Annotated in this window: 13 protein-coding genes; 6 read left to right on the plus strand and 7 right to left on the minus strand. The window is 62.5% G+C overall.

Translation table 11 applies throughout. From position 1 onward, the window contains the following. Positions 1-2: 2 nt before the first annotated feature. The 3 genes from clpA to J0I64_RS09370 all read left to right on the plus strand — a co-directional run bounded on the left by clpA (position 3) and on the right by J0I64_RS09370 (position 4,365). The gene (gene clpA / locus J0I64_RS09360) at positions 3-2,348 is read left to right on the plus strand and encodes an ATP-dependent Clp protease ATP-binding subunit ClpA (protein ID WP_291407443.1); all 2,346 of its coding nucleotides are present in this window, start codon (positions 3-5) and stop codon (positions 2,346-2,348) included. Positions 2,349-2,494: 146 nt separating this feature from the next. After that, positions 2,495-2,953 (plus strand): hypothetical protein, encoded by a 459-nt coding sequence (locus J0I64_RS09365; protein ID WP_291407445.1) that lies wholly within the window; start codon positions 2,495-2,497, stop codon positions 2,951-2,953. Positions 2,954-3,201: 248 nt separating this feature from the next. Then, positions 3,202-4,365, plus strand: a complete 1,164-nt coding sequence (locus tag J0I64_RS09370; RefSeq protein WP_291407447.1) for an MFS transporter — start codon at positions 3,202-3,204, stop codon at positions 4,363-4,365. Positions 4,366-4,506: 141 nt separating this feature from the next. Here J0I64_RS09370 and glp read toward each other — a convergent pair whose 3' ends face one another. From glp to J0I64_RS09405, 7 genes are all read right to left on the minus strand, one after another. Next, on the minus strand, positions 4,507-5,709 hold the full coding sequence (gene glp, locus J0I64_RS09375; protein ID WP_291407448.1) for a gephyrin-like molybdotransferase Glp: 1,203 nt from the start codon (positions 5,707-5,709) through the stop codon (positions 4,507-4,509). Then, entirely contained in the window at positions 5,706-6,188 is a 483-nt protein-coding gene (moaC, locus tag J0I64_RS09380; protein ID WP_291407451.1) for a cyclic pyranopterin monophosphate synthase MoaC, read from the minus strand. The genes glp and moaC overlap by 4 nt, the downstream gene beginning before the upstream one ends. Then, positions 6,188-7,000: an indole-3-glycerol phosphate synthase TrpC gene (gene trpC / locus J0I64_RS09385; RefSeq protein ID WP_291407452.1), complete on the minus strand. Its 813-nt coding sequence runs from the start codon at positions 6,998-7,000 to the stop codon at positions 6,188-6,190. Before trpC ends, moaC begins: the two co-directional genes overlap by 1 nt. Continuing rightward, a complete protein-coding gene (trpD, locus tag J0I64_RS09390; RefSeq protein ID WP_291407454.1) occupies positions 6,997-8,019 on the minus strand; it encodes an anthranilate phosphoribosyltransferase in 1,023 nt (340 codons plus the stop codon). Before trpD ends, trpC begins: the two co-directional genes overlap by 4 nt. Then, a complete protein-coding gene (locus J0I64_RS09395; RefSeq protein WP_291407456.1) occupies positions 8,016-8,615 on the minus strand; it encodes an aminodeoxychorismate/anthranilate synthase component II in 600 nt (199 codons plus the stop codon). Before J0I64_RS09395 ends, trpD begins: the two co-directional genes overlap by 4 nt. Before the next feature lie 83 nt (positions 8,616-8,698). Continuing rightward, positions 8,699-10,207 (minus strand): anthranilate synthase component I, encoded by a 1,509-nt coding sequence (gene trpE / locus J0I64_RS09400; RefSeq protein ID WP_291407458.1) that lies wholly within the window; start codon positions 10,205-10,207, stop codon positions 8,699-8,701. Positions 10,208-10,241: 34 nt separating this feature from the next. Further along, positions 10,242-12,113, minus strand: coding sequence for a SurA N-terminal domain-containing protein (locus J0I64_RS09405; RefSeq protein ID WP_291407460.1), 1,872 nt, complete (start codon positions 12,111-12,113; stop codon positions 10,242-10,244). Positions 12,114-12,236: 123 nt separating this feature from the next. On the opposite strand from J0I64_RS09405, the gene tpiA reads away from it, so the two are divergent. The 3 genes from tpiA to J0I64_RS09420 all read left to right on the plus strand — a co-directional run. Then, positions 12,237-12,992, plus strand: coding sequence for a triose-phosphate isomerase (gene tpiA / locus J0I64_RS09410; RefSeq protein ID WP_291407463.1), 756 nt, complete (start codon positions 12,237-12,239; stop codon positions 12,990-12,992). 110 nt (positions 12,993-13,102) lie between these two features. Next, a complete protein-coding gene (secG, locus tag J0I64_RS09415; RefSeq protein WP_291407465.1) occupies positions 13,103-13,657 on the plus strand; it encodes a preprotein translocase subunit SecG in 555 nt (184 codons plus the stop codon). 114 nt (positions 13,658-13,771) lie between these two features. Then, the coding region (locus J0I64_RS09420; protein WP_291407467.1) for a CTP synthase at positions 13,772-15,099 on the plus strand (1,328 nt) is incomplete at its 3' end.

The following is a 15,099-nucleotide window of genomic DNA, read 5'->3' on the forward strand; positions in this document are numbered from 1 at the left end:
AGATGCCCTCATTCTCTCGCGGACTCGAAAAGGCTCTGCATCAGGCGATGAACCTGGCGCGCGAGCGGAACCATGAGTTCGCAACGCTTGAGCACCTCTTGCTGGCCCTGACCGACGACCGCGAAACGATCGCCGTGCTCAATGGCTGCGATGTCGATATCGACGCGCTCAAGAGCGATCTTGAAGACTTCATCAATGAGGAACTGGACAGCCTTGTCGTCCAGAACGGCCAGGATGCGCGCCCGACAGCCGCATTCCAGCGCGTCATCCAGCGCGCCGTTATCCACGTCCAATCATCCGGCCGCGAGGAAGTGACCGGCGCCAACGTGCTCGTCGCGATCTTCGCCGAGCGCGAGAGCCATGCCGCTTATTTCCTCGAACAGCAGGACATGAGCCGGCTCGACGCCGTCAACTTCATCTCCCATGGCATCACCAAGTCCGGCCCGGCCGAAGACCGCAAGGTCCGCGGCACCGAAGAAGGTGAAGGCAATGGGGAAGGCGGCGCTGCGGAAGGCAAGAAGACCTCGGCTCTGGCCGATTTCTGCGTCAACCTCAACGAGAAGGCCCGTCAGGGCAAGATCGATCCCCTGATCGGTCGCGACAGCGAACTGCGCCGCACCATCCAGGTGCTCTGCCGCCGTTCCAAGAACAACCCGCTCTATGTGGGTGACGCCGGCGTCGGCAAGACCGCCATCGCCGAAGGCCTTGCCCGCAAGATCATCGAGGGCGACGTGCCCGAAGTGCTCAAGGAAGCGGTCATCTATGCCCTCGACATGGGTTCGCTCCTCGCTGGCACCCGCTATCGCGGTGACTTCGAAGAACGCCTGAAGTCCGTCATGAAGGAACTCGAGAAGATGCCGAATGCGGTGCTCTTCATCGACGAGATCCACACCATGATCGGCGCCGGCGCCACCTCGGGCGGCGCGCTCGATGCCTCGAACCTCCTGAAGCCCGCTCTGGCTTCCGGCGCGATCCGTTGCATCGGCTCGACCACCTATAAGGAATATCGCCAGTTCTTCGAAAAGGATCGTGCCCTCGTCCGTCACTTCCAGAAGATCGACGTCAACGAGCCGACCGTTCCGGATGCCATCGAGATCGTGAAGGGCCTGCGCCCTTACTTCGAGGAATTCCACAAGATCAAGTACACGGACGATGCCCTCAAGGCCGCCGTGGAACTGAGCGCGCGCTACATCAACGATCGTAAGCTGCCCGACAAGGCCATCGACGTGATCGACGAAACCGGCGCCAGCCAGATGCTCTTGCCGGAAGACCAGCGCAAGAAGATCATCGACGTCGAAGACATCGAAGCCACGATCGCGACCATCGCCCGCATCCCGCCAAAGTCGGTCTCCAAGTCCGACGCCGAACTGCTGTCGGGTCTCGAACAGAGCCTCAAGACGGTCGTCTTCGGTCAGGATCAGGCGATCACCGCACTGTCCTCGGCCATCAAGCTCGCCCGTGCGGGCCTGCGCGAACCGGAAAAGCCGATCGGCTCCTACCTCTTCACCGGCCCGACCGGCGTGGGTAAGACCGAAGTTGCCAAGCAGCTCGCCGATACCCTCGGCGTCGAACTGCTCCGCTTCGACATGTCCGAATATATGGAACGACACACGGTTTCGCGCCTCATCGGTGCGCCTCCGGGCTATGTCGGCTTCGACCAGGGCGGCCTTCTCACCGACGGCGTCGACCAGCACCCGCATTGCGTCGTGCTGCTCGACGAAATCGAAAAGGCCCATCCGGACCTCTACAACATCCTGTTGCAGGTCATGGACCACGGCAAGCTCACGGACCACAACGGCAAGTCGGTCGACTTCCGCAACGTGATCCTGATCATGACGTCCAACGTGGGTGCATCCGAACTCGCCCGCTCGCCCATCGGCTTCGGCCGCAAGCGCGAGCAGGGGGATGATGAAGAGGCGATCAACCGCACCTTCACGCCCGAGTTCCGCAACCGCCTCGACGCCATCATCTCCTTCGCGCCGCTGCCGCGCGAAGTGGTGCGCCGCGTGGTCGAAAAGTTCGTGCTGCAGCTCGAAGGCCAGCTGGCCGAGCGCGGTGTCACGATCAATCTAACGCCTGAAGCCGCCGATTGGCTGGCCGAACACGGCTATGACGAACGCATGGGCGCGCGCCCGCTTGGTCGCGTGATCCAGGAATACGTCAAGAAGCCGCTGGCCGATCAGGTGCTCTTCGGCGAACTCGTCAACGGCGGCAATGTCACCGTTGCCGTGGTGGGCGAAGGCTCGGAAGCCAAGCTTGAACTCGTCGCGGTCCCCCCGCGCCCCGCCAAGCCCAAGGCCCTGCCCAAGCCCAAAAAGCCCAAGGCCACGGCCGACAAGAACAGCTAAGCAAAAAGGCCGGGAGCGATCCCGGCCTCTTTCATGGCAGAATTTTTCTTTAGCCCACAGATTGTTCGGGCACTTTAGGCATTTTTGCTGCCATTGCCTTTGCCTCCAAACCCACCGCTGCATAGCGTTGGGACGGGAGGCGAGACATGAAGATCATCGAAACCGAGGACATGTGGGTGCTGAGCTGTGCCCGCCGGCTGACCATCCCACAGGTCAAGCAGGCCGCAAGCGAACTCTGTCCGCAGATCGATGCCGAAATCGAGCGGGCAGGGATGCAGCCCCGCGAGCCGTGGATTTTCGTGGCGCGTAACCTGCCCAAGGACAGCAAGACCCAGTTCGACTGGCGAGCCTGCCGCCCTGTCGTCACCCCCGCCGACTATGACGGCCCGTTGGACCTGCTGCGCCTCGAACCCATCATGGTTGCCAGTGCCACCCATCAAGGCCCAATCCGTGCGCTTTTCACCCAGGGCTACGCGCCGCTCGTCGCCGCCATCAGCGAGTCCCGCCACGCCTTCTCCGGTGAGAGCCGCGAACTCTACCACCAGTTCGATGGCCCCAACGCCGGCTATCAGCGGATCGAAATCCAGTTCGGCCTAGACTACTGAGGCCGGAAGCGCCTTTCTCAGGCGCTCGTGCGCTCTGGCCCAACACCACCCACGATGTCATCCCCGCGAAAGCGGGCGCCCCGTTGCTCTCCCACTCGCTCACACTCTCCCCACCATCGTCACCACCGGACTCGTCCCGGTGGTCTAGGCCATCGCCTTCCTAAGTCTGTAAATCACCCCAGCTTGTCATCAAACCTCTACAGCGCCACGATATCGGCAAACCTCCCTCCCTCCGCCACGAACCGCCAGTGCCCGTCCTCCTCCGCTACCTCTTCGTCCTCGCCATAGGCCAGAACATCGGCTGGGGTACCGTCGGCCTCCTCGCGCTCCTCGGCACCAGCATCGCCACGAGCCTGTCCCTCCCGCCGCCGCTGATCTTCGCTGGAAGCTCGGTTTTCTACATCACCATGGGCCTCTGCGCCCCGTTCCTAGGCCCGGCCTTCATCCGCTTCGGCGCCCGCACGCTCCTCGCCGCCGGCTCCCTCGGCGCCGCTGCCGGCTTCATCCTCCTCGCCGCCAGCCAGGAAACGATCTCCTATCTCCTGGCCTGGGCCCTCATCGGCATCGCCGGCTCCGCCTCGCTCTCGAGCGCCTCCCACATTGCCCTCAACGACGCCCTCGGCGCCCGCGCCAAAAACGCCATCGGCCTTCTCATGCTGGCCTCCGGCCTCTCCGGCACCATCTTCTGGCCCACCACCGCCTGGCTCGCTGGTCGCACCGATTGGCGCACGATCTGCCTGATCTTCGCTGCGCTTCTGGTACTCGCCGCTGCCCTCTACGCCCTCGGCCTGCCGCGCCCCGAAACCCACTCCAGACCCGTCGCCAAAACCACCGACGCTGCCGCGCCGCCAGCGCAAACGACCTTCTACCTCGTCGCTGCGGCCATCGCCCTCAACGCCTTCGTCACCTTCGGCTTCTCCGCCATCCTGATCGAATTGCTGAAAAGCCTCGGCGTCCAATCTGAGCTTGCCGTCGGCCTCGCCTCATCCCTCGGCATCATCCAGGTCGCCGCTCGCGCCATCGATCTCATGGGCGGCGCCAAATGGGATGGTCTCTCGACGGCTTTAATCGCGGCACCAGCCCTCGTCCTGTCGCTGATCCTGTTGATGGTCTTCGGCGCCTCATGGGCCGGCGTCTTCGGCTTTATCCTGATCTACGGCATCGGCAGCGGCGCACTCGCCGTCTCCCGCGCCACCATGCCGCTGGTCTTCTACGACAAGGCCGACTACGCCCGCGCCCTCACGCGCATCGCCCTGCCGCTCAACCTGATCTCCGCCGCCGCCCCACCAGCGCTCATCGCACTGCTAGATGGCATCGGCCCACAAGCCGTCCTCATCGCCTCGATTGTCTGTTCAGGTCTAGCGTTAGGGCTGCTGGTGATACTCAAAGGGCGCCGGCCAGCTACCGCGTAGTCGCGTAGCGACACCTCTCCCTTGGGGGACTTCGAACTGGCCCGCAGGGCAAATCGCTCCAGTGGAGCGATTTGAAGTGAGAAGGCCATGAGAGCTATGCTCGAATGGCGGCGCGAAGCGCCGGGTGAGGGGGCCTTTACTCTAGATAGCCCCGATCGGCAGCGCCGATACGACCGTGCCAATCGGCTGCCCCGGATCAAATTCCGGCTGCATGATCAGCGCATCCGCCGCCGCCAGCGACGACGTATGCCCGCTATCCGTCTCATTGATCGGCAGCAGCCCCGTCACGCCATCGCGCACCACAACCCGCGCCCGCATAAAATGTCGCCGCGCCGTATTGGCCGGCGTCGGCCCCAGCAGTGGCAACCGCAGCGCCTCCACATCCGGCAATCCCAGCCAGTGCCGCAGCGCCGGCTTGATGAAAATTTCCGCTGTCACCATGGCCGAAACCGGATTGCCCGGCAGTCCGAACACCAGCGTCTTGCCACGCGTCCCGAACATCAGCGGTTTTCCCGGCCGCATATTGATGCGCCAGAAATCGAGCGTCACGCCATGCGCGACCAGCGCCGCCTGCACCAGATCATGCTCGCCAACGCTCGCCCCGCCAGTCGTCACGACGACATCGGGCTCAGAGGCAAAAATCCGCTCCAGCACCGCATCGAGATCCTCGCGGCTATCCCGCGCAATCCCAAAATCCGTCACCGCCTCGGCAAAAGGCGCCAGCGACGCCGCCAGCCCAAAACTGTTTGAAGCCACGATCTGATCCGGCCCCAGCACGGTCCCGGGCAAAACCAGTTCATCGCCAGTCGCCAGCAGCGCAATCCTCGGCCGCCGGGCAACCGCCACAGTCCCGGCATTCGCCGCAGCCGCCACCGCCACCTGAAACGCCCCCAGCAGCACGCCCCGCTCAAGAATCGTGCGCCCAACCGCAAAATCATAACCGCGCGGTCGCACGCTATGGCCCAGTCGGGCAGGGGCCGTGAACCGAACGAGATCCCCGTTCCGCTCCGCCTCTTCCTGCATGATGACGGTATCGGCTCCCTGCGGCACCGGCGCCCCGGTAAAAATCCGCACCGCCTCGCCTTCGCCGACCGAACCGGCAAAGCCGGCCCCGGCCTGCGACATGCCGATCACCTTGAGCCAAACGCCCTCGGCCACATCCGCCGCCCGCATGGCATAGCCATCCATGGCACTTGCATCGAACGGCGGCTGGTCATGGCTCGCGACCACCGGCTCCGCCAGCACGCGCCCAGCGGCGCCAGCCAGCGCAACACTCTCGCCAACCACACCCGGCACCCGCGCCAGAATGCGATTCAACGCTTCATCAACCGGCAGCAGACTCATGATTCTCTTCGATAATCGCCCGATTTGCCGCCGGACTTTTCCACGAGGCAAATGTCTGAAATCACCATGGCCCGGTCGAGCGCCTTTGCCATGTCATAGAGGGTCAACGCCGTCGTAGTCGCCGCCGTCAACGCCTCCATTTCGACGCCGGTCTGCCCGGTCGTCTCCGCAACCGTCCGAATGAGAATGGTCGTCTCATTCTCGCCCTCGATCTCGACGCTCACCTTGGTCAGCGGAATCGGATGGCAAAGCGGAATGATGTCCGAAGTTTTCTTGGCACCCATGATCCCGGCGACGCGCGCTACAGCCAACGCATCGCCCTTCTTGAGCCCACCACCCAGGATAGTGGCAATCGTCTCGGCCTCGCCGCTCAAGCGCGCCTGCGCCACCGCCCGCCGCCGCGTGATTGCCTTCTCGCCAATGTCGACGATATGCGCCTCGCCCTTGGCATCGAGATGGGTAAGGCGCCGCTCGCTCATTAGCGCACCGTCTCGGGTACGCCCTGCAGCAGCGCCCGCGTCGCCGCGACAACATCGTCCTGCCGCATCAGGCTCTCGCCCACGAGGAACGTACCGATATTAGCCTTCTCGTCGAGCATGCGGACATGCTCGTGATTGACGATGCCGCTCTCGCTGACCAGCAACACATTGCTCGGCACGCCCGCTGCGAGCTTCACCGAAGTTTCCAGCGTCGTCTCGAACGTCCGCAGATTGCGATTATTGATTCCGATAAATTTGGAATCCAGCGCCAGCGCCCGGTCCAGCTCCAGCTGGTCATGCACTTCCACCAGCGCATCCATGCCCCATTCCTGGGCAGAATCCAGCAGATAGCGCGCTACGTCGTCATCCACCGCCGCGAGAATAATAAGAATGCAGTCGGCCCCCCAGGAGCGCGCTTCCGCCACCTGATAGGTTTCGAACAAAAAGTCCTTTCGCAGGACCGGCAGCTTCGTCGCCGCCCGCGCCTCGATCAGATAGCTCGGCGAGCCCTGAAAGCTCGGTCGATCCGTCAGCACCGAAAGACAAGCCGCCCCTGCCGTCTCATAGTCCCGCGCAATCTGCGCCGGGTTGAAATCTGGCCGAATAAGCCCCTTCGACGGGCTAGCCTTCTTCACCTCGGCGATAAGGCCATATTGCCCCTTCGCACGCCGGTCCTTCAGCGCCTTCAGAAATCCGCGCGGTGCCGGCTGGTCATGCGCCTGCGCCACAACCTCGGCCCAGGGCCGCATGGATTTTGCCGCCGCGATTTCCTCGCGCTTATAGGCTTCGATTTGTTTGAGAATATCGGTCATGCAATCTGTCCGTTGGAAACGGCCACGAGCTTGGCCAGGGTCTGTTTCGCGGCGCCACTGTCGATGGCTTCCTTCGCCATGGCAACGCCTGATTTGAGATCGTCCGCCTTGTCGGCCACGATCAGGGCCGCAGCGGCATTGAGCAGCACGATATCGCGATAGGCGCCGTCCGCGCCGTCAAACAGCGCATGGATCGCCGCCGCGTTCTCCTCGGGCGTTCCCCCAAGGATATCCTTCAATTCGTGCCGTTTCAGCCCCGCTTCTTCCGGCGTGACTTCAAAACTGCGCAAGTCGCCATTGGCAATCTGCGCCACAAAGCTCGGCCCCGTCACGGTCAGCTCGTCGAGCCCGTCGCTGCCATGCATCACCCAGGCCTTGATCGCCCGGTTTGCCAACAGCGCCGCCGCCACCGGCTCCACCCATTGCTCGGAATAAACCCCGAGCACATAGCGCCGCACGCTCGCCGGATTGGACTGCGGTCCCAGGAGGTTGAACATGGTCCGCACGCCAAGCTCGGCGCGGGCCGGGCCCACATATTTCATCGCCGGATGATGCGAAGGCGCAAACATGAAGCCAATATTGGCCTGCCGCACACATTCGCCGATCTGCGCCGGCGTCAGGTCCAACTTTACCCCAAGCGCCTCAAGGGCCTGCGACGAACCAGACTTCGACGAAAGCGCCCGATTGCCATGCTTGGCCACCGGCACACCCGTCGCCGCCACGACAAACGATGCCGCCGTAGAAATATTCAGCGTCCCGATGCCATCACCGCCGGTGCCGACGATGTCGACGGCATCTTCGGGCGCATCCACCGGCACCATTTTTTCGCGCATGATCGAAACCGCAGCGGCAATTTCGCCGACGCTTTCGCCCTTGATGCGCATACCCATCAGGAAGGCGCCGGTCTGTGCCGGCGTCGCCTGACCTTCCATGATCAGCCGCATCACCGAGCGCATCTCTTCGCCCGCGAGATCACGCCCCTCGGAAATCTTGTGCAGAGCCTGCTTGATATCCATCACGCAGCCCTCTGGCCGTTGAAGTCACGGGCAATGTTCAAAAAGTTCTGCAGCAGGGCATGGCCGTTTTCGCTGGCAATGCTCTCGGGATGAAACTGCACCCCATGCAGCGGCAGTGTCTTGTGCTGCATGCCCATGATCAGCCCATCATCGGTCGTCGCCGTCACCTCAAGCACATCCGGCAGCGTCTCGGCCTTGACGATCAGCGAATGATACCGCGTCGCCTCGAAGCCGGCGTTCAGCCCGCGGAAAATCCCCTTGCCGGTATGGTTGATCTTGCTGGTCTTGCCATGAACCAGATGCGGCGCGCGGATCACGTCGCCGCCCAGCGCCTGACCCATGGCCTGATGTCCCAGGCACACGCCCAGCATCGGGATCTGCCCTTTGAACCGGTCGATCACGGCGAGGCAAATGCCGGCCTCGGTCGGCGTACACGGCCCGGGCGAAAGCACGATCGCTTCCGGCACCATGGCGGCAATTTCTTCAAGGGTGATCTTGTCATTGCGGCGCACGGTCATCGTGGCGCCGAGCTCGCCCAGGAAATGGACGAGATTGTAGGTAAAGCTGTCGTAGTTATCGATGACGAGGGTCTTGGTCATTCTTTTGGCCTGTCCTCAAGAGTTCGGTTCTGGTGAAAGCGTTCAGAACCAACCCCGCCATCGCAAAAAGCCGTTACGCACGTTCACTGTCCAACTCCCGCTTCGCCGGCATAGCGTAGCGCTTCTTCGGCCGCGCTGAAAAGGGCACGCGCCTTGTTCTCGCATTCAAGCTGTTCGAGTTCGCGAACACTATCGGCCACAATCCCCGCGCCCGACTGCACGTAAAGCTTGCCGTCCTTGACGATTCCGGTGCGCAGCACAATGCAGGTATCCATGGTGCCATCGGCCCCAAAATACCCCACGCAACCGCCATAAATCCCGCGCCGCGACTTCTCCAGTTCGTCGATGATCTCCATCGCCCGCACCTTCGGCGCCCCCGAAACCGTACCGGCCGGGAACCCAGCCGAAAGCGCATCCACAAAGTCATATTGCGGATCAAGTTTGCCAACGACATTCGAGACGATGTGCATCACGTGCGAATAATATTCGAGGAAGAACTTGTCGGTGACCTTCACCGAACCCGTCTCCGCCACGCGACCCACATCATTGCGCCCGAGATCGAGCAGCATCAGATGCTCGGCCAGTTCTTTGGGATCGCTCAGCAGCTCCTCGGCCAGTTCCTTGTCCCGCGTCGGCGTCGCGCCGCGTTTCCGAGTGCCGGCGATCGGCCGAATGGTCACTTCGCCATTCTGCACGCGAACCAGAATTTCCGGGCTCGACCCCGCCACAGCAAAATCCCCAAAGTCGAGGAAATACATGTACGGCGATGGATTGGTCCGACGCAGCGCCCGATAGAGCGCCGTCGGCGGCAAGGTGAAATCAGCCGAAAACCGCTGGCTCAACACCACCTGAAAAATATCGCCCGCCGCGATGTAGTCCTTCGCTTGGCGAACCATTTCGAAATATTCGTCGCGCGAGGTGTTGCTGGTGACCTCGATGGATTCGAGATCGGGCAGGGCAGGGGTAGCGGGCAGCGCCCGCCCCAGTCGGGCAATCGCATCGTCGATCCGCGCCTCCGCCGCTTCCAGCGCCTGACGCGCCGAAACGCCGGCTTTCACATAGACCGGCGCCGTCAGATACAGCTCGTCCTTGACCGTATCGAAAATCGCCAGCAGTGACGGCCGCATAAGAACCGCTTCCGGCGTTTTGAGATCGTCCGGATTGCCGTTCGGCAGCACTTCCATGTAGCGGACCATCTCATAGCCGAGATAGCCATAGATACCGGCCGACTGCGGCGGCAGCCCCGGCGGCACTTCGATCTGGCTTTCCGCCACCAGCCCGCGCAGGGCGTCGAGCGGCTTGGCATCCATTACCTCGAAGGCATCGGGATCAAGCTGCGCCTGCCGGTTGACGCTGGCGGTGCCGTCCTCGACCCGAACGATCAGGTCCGGCAGCAGCCCGATGATCGAATAACGCCCGCGGGTCGTCCCATCCTGCACGCTTTCGAGCAGGAACGAATGGGTCCGTTCCTGCGCCAGCTTGAGATAGGTCCCGATGGGCGTTTCGAGATCGGCCACGATGCGACGCCAGACGATCTGCGATTTGCCGGCTTCATATTGCTCTGCAAAACGCGTGGAAAAATCGTCGCCCATCGTGGTCTCTACGTTTGGAGGGAGATCGGCCCGCTTACTGGCCGAAGTTGAGAGTAAGCAGTTGCGTCAGCGCCTGCTGGTTGATTTTGAGGCCCGCATCGTCACGCACCGCGCCGACGAAATCGCCGTAGACGCCGTTCTGCGCATCAGTCTGCAGGCTCTGGGCCGCTGCGGTCTGCATTGGATCGGTTGGAGCCGCGCTGTCGACCACTTCGAACACAATGAAGTCGCCGGTGCTGCTCACCACCGAGCCCTTGGAGTCTGGCCCGCCATTGAACACGGCCTGCGCCACGACATTGTCGATCGAGCCATCGTCGGCACCAAAGCGTGAGAAGGGCGTCGAAATCTGGGGGAAGAGGTTGAGCGACAGAGCCACGTCAGCCAGCTTTGCGCCGCCTTCGAGCTGCTTGACGATATCGGCGCTCTTGGCGAGCAGCGCGTTGTTGGTGCGTTCGGTCTTGAGCGCAGCGGTCACCTGGTCACGCACTTCGTCCAGCGTTTGGTCGCGTGCCGGTGCTACTTCCTTGAGGTCGAAGAACACGTGCGCATTGCCGGTCAGCGGAATGGACGGGGTCAGTTGGCCAGCCGTGGCCTTGAAAATGGCCTGCCGCACCTTGGTCCGGTCATCGGCCGAGAGGTTCGTCAGAATGCTGAGCTGGTTGCCGCTGGCGGTCACATCGGCGTCGTAGACATTGAGGCCAAAGCGCTCGGCAATCTCGGGCAGGGGACGGAAGGCGGCGCGCAGTTCTTCGATCTGATCGAGAACGTTGTTGATTTCGTTCCGCGCCTCAGCGGTGCTGAGCGAGGTGACGATATCAGCCTTGGCTTCTTCAAGCGTCGGGCGACCTTCCGGCTCGATGGCCGAAACGTGCACGGCGCGCTTGCCGGCAACGCCGTCGATCAGCGTCGCGCCACCCTGCTGCAGGCCAAAGGCGGCATTGGCAAGAGCGGTGTCGGTGATCTGGGCGCGCGTCAGCGTGCCGATGCTGGTTGCCGTCAGGCCGGCTTCGCTAACCAGCGTGGCGTAGTCCTTGCCCTCGGCAAGACCTGCTTCAAACGCAGCCTGCTGGTCTGCATTGAGCACAACCTGTTCGATGGTGCGCTTTTCCGGGCGCGTAAGCGTGTCCTTGATCCGCTCGTATTCGGCTGCAATGGCTGCATCATCGATCGTCTTGGTCGCCGCCAGCGAGGCGAGCGACAGATCAATCATCTGAACTTTGCGGGTCTCGACGGTGCGGTATTCGGCCTGGTGTTCGGTGACATAGGCCGTCAGTTCTTCTTCGGTCGGCTCGGCGGGCGTGTCAATATTCGCGTCCGTCAGCGTGATGTAGTCGATCGTGCGCTTGGTCCCGGCGTAATCGTTAATCAGATTCTGGGCCACCCCGGGCAGGGCCTTGTCCGAAAAGAGGGCGCCGACGAGCTGCTCGCGCTTGGCTTCGTTGCCGCGCGTTTCAAAATATTCAGCTTCGGTCCAGCCGCTGGCCTGCAGCACCTGCTTGAAGATGGAGGGGTCGAAATTGCCCAGCGTGCCCTGGAAGGATGGGTCGGTGCGCAGCATCTGCCCGAGCTTGTCTTCCGAAACGCCAAGACCGAGCTGATTGGACAGCACGTTAATGGCCTTGCCCTGCGACAGGTTCAGCAGCACATAGGTCGGCAGGCCCATGGCTTCGGCTTCGGCAACGCTCGGCACGCGGCCGAGCTGCTGGGCGAGGCGATTGGCCTGGCTCTGATATGCTCGCATGAATTCACGGGAGGTAATCTCCTGATCGCCCACGCGCGCCACGGTATTGCTGCCGAGATCGGCGATCACGTTATTGATACCGAAGCCGGCTACACCCACGAGCAGAAATGCCCCCAGGATTTTCCCTGGCCAGGATTTTGCAAAGCCGCGCAAACCATCGAGCATTTCGAACGTTCCAGTTTTAGGGTCTGAGGCTTTACCGAAGGGGTGCCTCAAGACTAGTAAGACTTTCCGACAGCCGGGGTTAGGGCAAAGCCCACTTTGGCGCAAGAGGCAGGAGTAGCAAGATTGACGACCATCTCACCGCTGATCGCCGGGAATTGGAAGATGAACGGGCTTTCACAGTCGCTCGATGAGCTGACTGAACTGGCCCAATTGTTGACGACCGGTGAGGCTCCGCGCGCCGTTGTCGTCGTTTGCCCGCCGGCGACCCTTGTGGCCGCCGTCGCCACTCAGGGCGCTTCGAGCGGCATTCTGGCCGGTGGTCAGGATTGCCACGTCAATGCCTCTGGTGCTCACACCGGCGACATTTCGGCCTATATGCTGGCCGATGCGGGCGCCCAGTTTGCCATCGTCGGACATTCCGAGCGTCGCGCCGATCACGGCGAGACTGATGACCAGGTTCGCGCCAAGGCCGAAGCTGCCATCGGGGCAGGGCTCAAGCCGATCATCTGCGTGGGCGAGACCGAAGCCCAGCGCGATGCCGGCCAGGCAGAATCGATTGTGGCCGCACAGCTGGTCTCTTCGATTCCCGATGCCGCGGGCCTGCACGAGGTTATCGTGGCCTATGAGCCTGTCTGGGCCATCGGCACGGGCCGCACGCCGAGCAACGACGACATCGCCCAGATGCACGCAAGCATCCGCGCGCGCCTCGTTGACCGTTTCGGTGCCGATAAGGGCAATACGATCCGGATTCTTTACGGCGGCTCGCTGAAGCCGGTGAATGCCCGCGAGATCCTTGCCATCGACAACGTCAATGGTGGTCTTGTTGGTGGTGCTAGCCTCTTGGCAAAAGACTTTTACACCATTATCTCCGCGGTATGAGTGAGCGGCATAGGTCGTTGTCGCGAATTTCGCGGCAACGGTCTGGCCTTTGCCGTTCGAGGCGTGTATGACGCCGCATCCTTTATGACTGACGCGAAGACCAAGACCTCATGGCGAACGTCCTTATTGTTGTCTATCTGCTGATCGTTTTGGCCCTTATTGGCGTCATCCTGATCCAGCGCTCCGAAGGCGGCGCGCTCGGCATCGGTGGTGGCGGCGGTGGTGGTCTTATGACGGCCCGTGGCTCGGCCAATCTCCTGACCCGCACCACGGCGATCCTGGCAACCCTGTTTTTCGCCACGGCCATTGGCCTCACCATTCTCAGCGAGCTTGATCGCGGTACGTCGAGCATTCTCGATCGCGCCACGACGACCAATGAAGATGGTTCGGCCCCGTCCAACGTTCTTGATGCGCTGAACGCGCTTCAGAGCGGCACGACGTCCGATCTTCCGGTTCCCGCCAGCGCGCCCGCTACGACCACGGCGCCTGCCGCTCCGGCGACGCCCGCGGCTCCGACCAGCGACCTGCCGGTCCCGGCGGCGACTGAGGCGCCGGCCGACGCGACGGCAGCTACGGCTCCCGCAGCAGAAGCCCCGGCTTCCACGACGGAAACCCCGGCTCCCGCGTCTGACAATCAAACGCCGGCACCAACAACCGGTAACTAAAACGCCGAAAGGCGACCGCCGAAAAAGGGGATGGAAACATCCCCTTCTTCTTTTTGTGTGGACCGCATCTTGTGGCTCCACGAATCGTTCATGATGCGCTTATGGTGATTGCCCATGGCTCGGTACGTTTTCATCACCGGAGGCGTGGTTTCCTCCCTTGGCAAAGGTTTGGCTTCGGCGGCGCTCGGCGCTGTGCTGCAGGCTCGCGGCTATAAGGTCCGCCTGAGGAAGCTCGACCCCTATCTCAATGTGGACCCCGGCACGATGTCGCCGACCCAGCACGGCGAGGTCTTCGTGACCGACGACGGCGCTGAGACCGACCTCGATCTCGGCCACTACGAACGCTTCACTGGCCGCGCGGCCAACAAGCGCGACAACATCACCTCGGGCCGGATCTATTCCGACTTGCTCTCGAAAGAGCGCAAGGGCGAATTCCTCGGCGCGACCGTGCAGGTCATTCCGCACGTCACCGACTCGATCAAGAATTTCGTGCTCGAGGGCAATGAGGACTTCGATTTCGTCCTCGTCGAAATCGGTGGCACGGTTGGCGACATCGAAGGCCTCCCGTTCTTCGAAGCCATCCGCCAGCTCGGCAATGAACTGCCGCGCAACCACGCTGCTTATCTCCACCTCACCCTGATGCCGTATATTCCCTCGGCCGGTGAGCTGAAGACCAAGCCGACCCAGCACTCCGTGAAAGAGCTCCGTTCGATCGGTATCGCTCCCGACGTGCTGCTCGTCCGCTGCGATCGTCCGATTCCGGAAGGCGAAAAGAAGAAGCTTTCGCTCTTCTGTAACGTCCGCGAATCCGCCGTCATCCAGGGCCTCGACGTCGCCTCGATCTACGACGTCCCCGTCGCCTACCACGAAGAAGGTCTCGATCGCGAAATCCTCGCCGCGCTTGGCATCACCGACGCGCCCGAGCCCGATCTCAGTGCCTGGAACGAAGTTTCCCGCCGCTATCACAACCCCGAAGGCGAAGTGAACATCGCCATCGTCGGAAAATATACCGGCCTCAAGGACGCTTATAAGTCGCTCTCGGAAGCCCTGACCCATGGCGGCATCGCCAACAAGGTCAAGGTCAACCTGCAGTGGATCGACTCCGAAGTCTTTGAACGCGACGATCCGGCCCCGTATCTCGAACACGTCCACGGCATTCTCGTGCCCGGCGGTTTCGGTGAGCGCGGCTCCGCCGGCAAGATCGAGGCGGCCCGCTTCGCTCGCGTCAAGGACGTGCCCTATTTCGGCATCTGCTTCGGCATGCAGATGGCCTGCATCGAGGCCGCCCGCAACACGGCCGGCATCAAGAATGCCTCCTCCACCGAATTCGGCCCCACCAAGGAGCCGATCGTTGGCATGATGACCGAATGGGTCAAGGGCAACGAAACCGAGACCCGTGACTCCTCGGGCAATCTCGGCGGCACCCTGCGCCTTGGCGCGTA

Origin of the sequence: Devosia sp. (assembly GCF_017307565.1) — a bacterium.
In the GTDB taxonomy this organism is placed as follows: Bacteria; Pseudomonadota; Alphaproteobacteria; order Rhizobiales; family Devosiaceae; genus Devosia.

Excerpts from the sequence above, each read along its gene's own strand:
- moaC (WP_291407451.1), bottom strand. The coding sequence starts at position 6,188 with ATGAGCGAGCGGCGCCTTACCCATCTCGATGCCAAGGGCGAGGCGCAT.
- secG (WP_291407465.1), top strand. The coding sequence starts at position 13,103 with ATGGCGAACGTCCTTATTGTTGTCTATCTGCTGATCGTTTTGGCCCTT.
- J0I64_RS09365 (WP_291407445.1), top strand. The coding sequence starts at position 2,495 with ATGAAGATCATCGAAACCGAGGACATGTGGGTGCTGAGCTGTGCCCGC.
- glp (WP_291407448.1), bottom strand. The coding sequence starts at position 5,709 with ATGAGTCTGCTGCCGGTTGATGAAGCGTTGAATCGCATTCTGGCGCGG.
- clpA (WP_291407443.1), top strand. The coding sequence starts at position 3 with ATGCCCTCATTCTCTCGCGGACTCGAAAAGGCTCTGCATCAGGCGATG.
- J0I64_RS09405 (WP_291407460.1), bottom strand. The coding sequence starts at position 12,113 with ATGCTCGATGGTTTGCGCGGCTTTGCAAAATCCTGGCCAGGGAAAATC.
- trpC (WP_291407452.1), bottom strand. The coding sequence starts at position 7,000 with ATGACCGATATTCTCAAACAAATCGAAGCCTATAAGCGCGAGGAAATC.
- J0I64_RS09395 (WP_291407456.1), bottom strand. The coding sequence starts at position 8,615 with ATGACCAAGACCCTCGTCATCGATAACTACGACAGCTTTACCTACAAT.
- trpE (WP_291407458.1), bottom strand. The coding sequence starts at position 10,207 with ATGGGCGACGATTTTTCCACGCGTTTTGCAGAGCAATATGAAGCCGGC.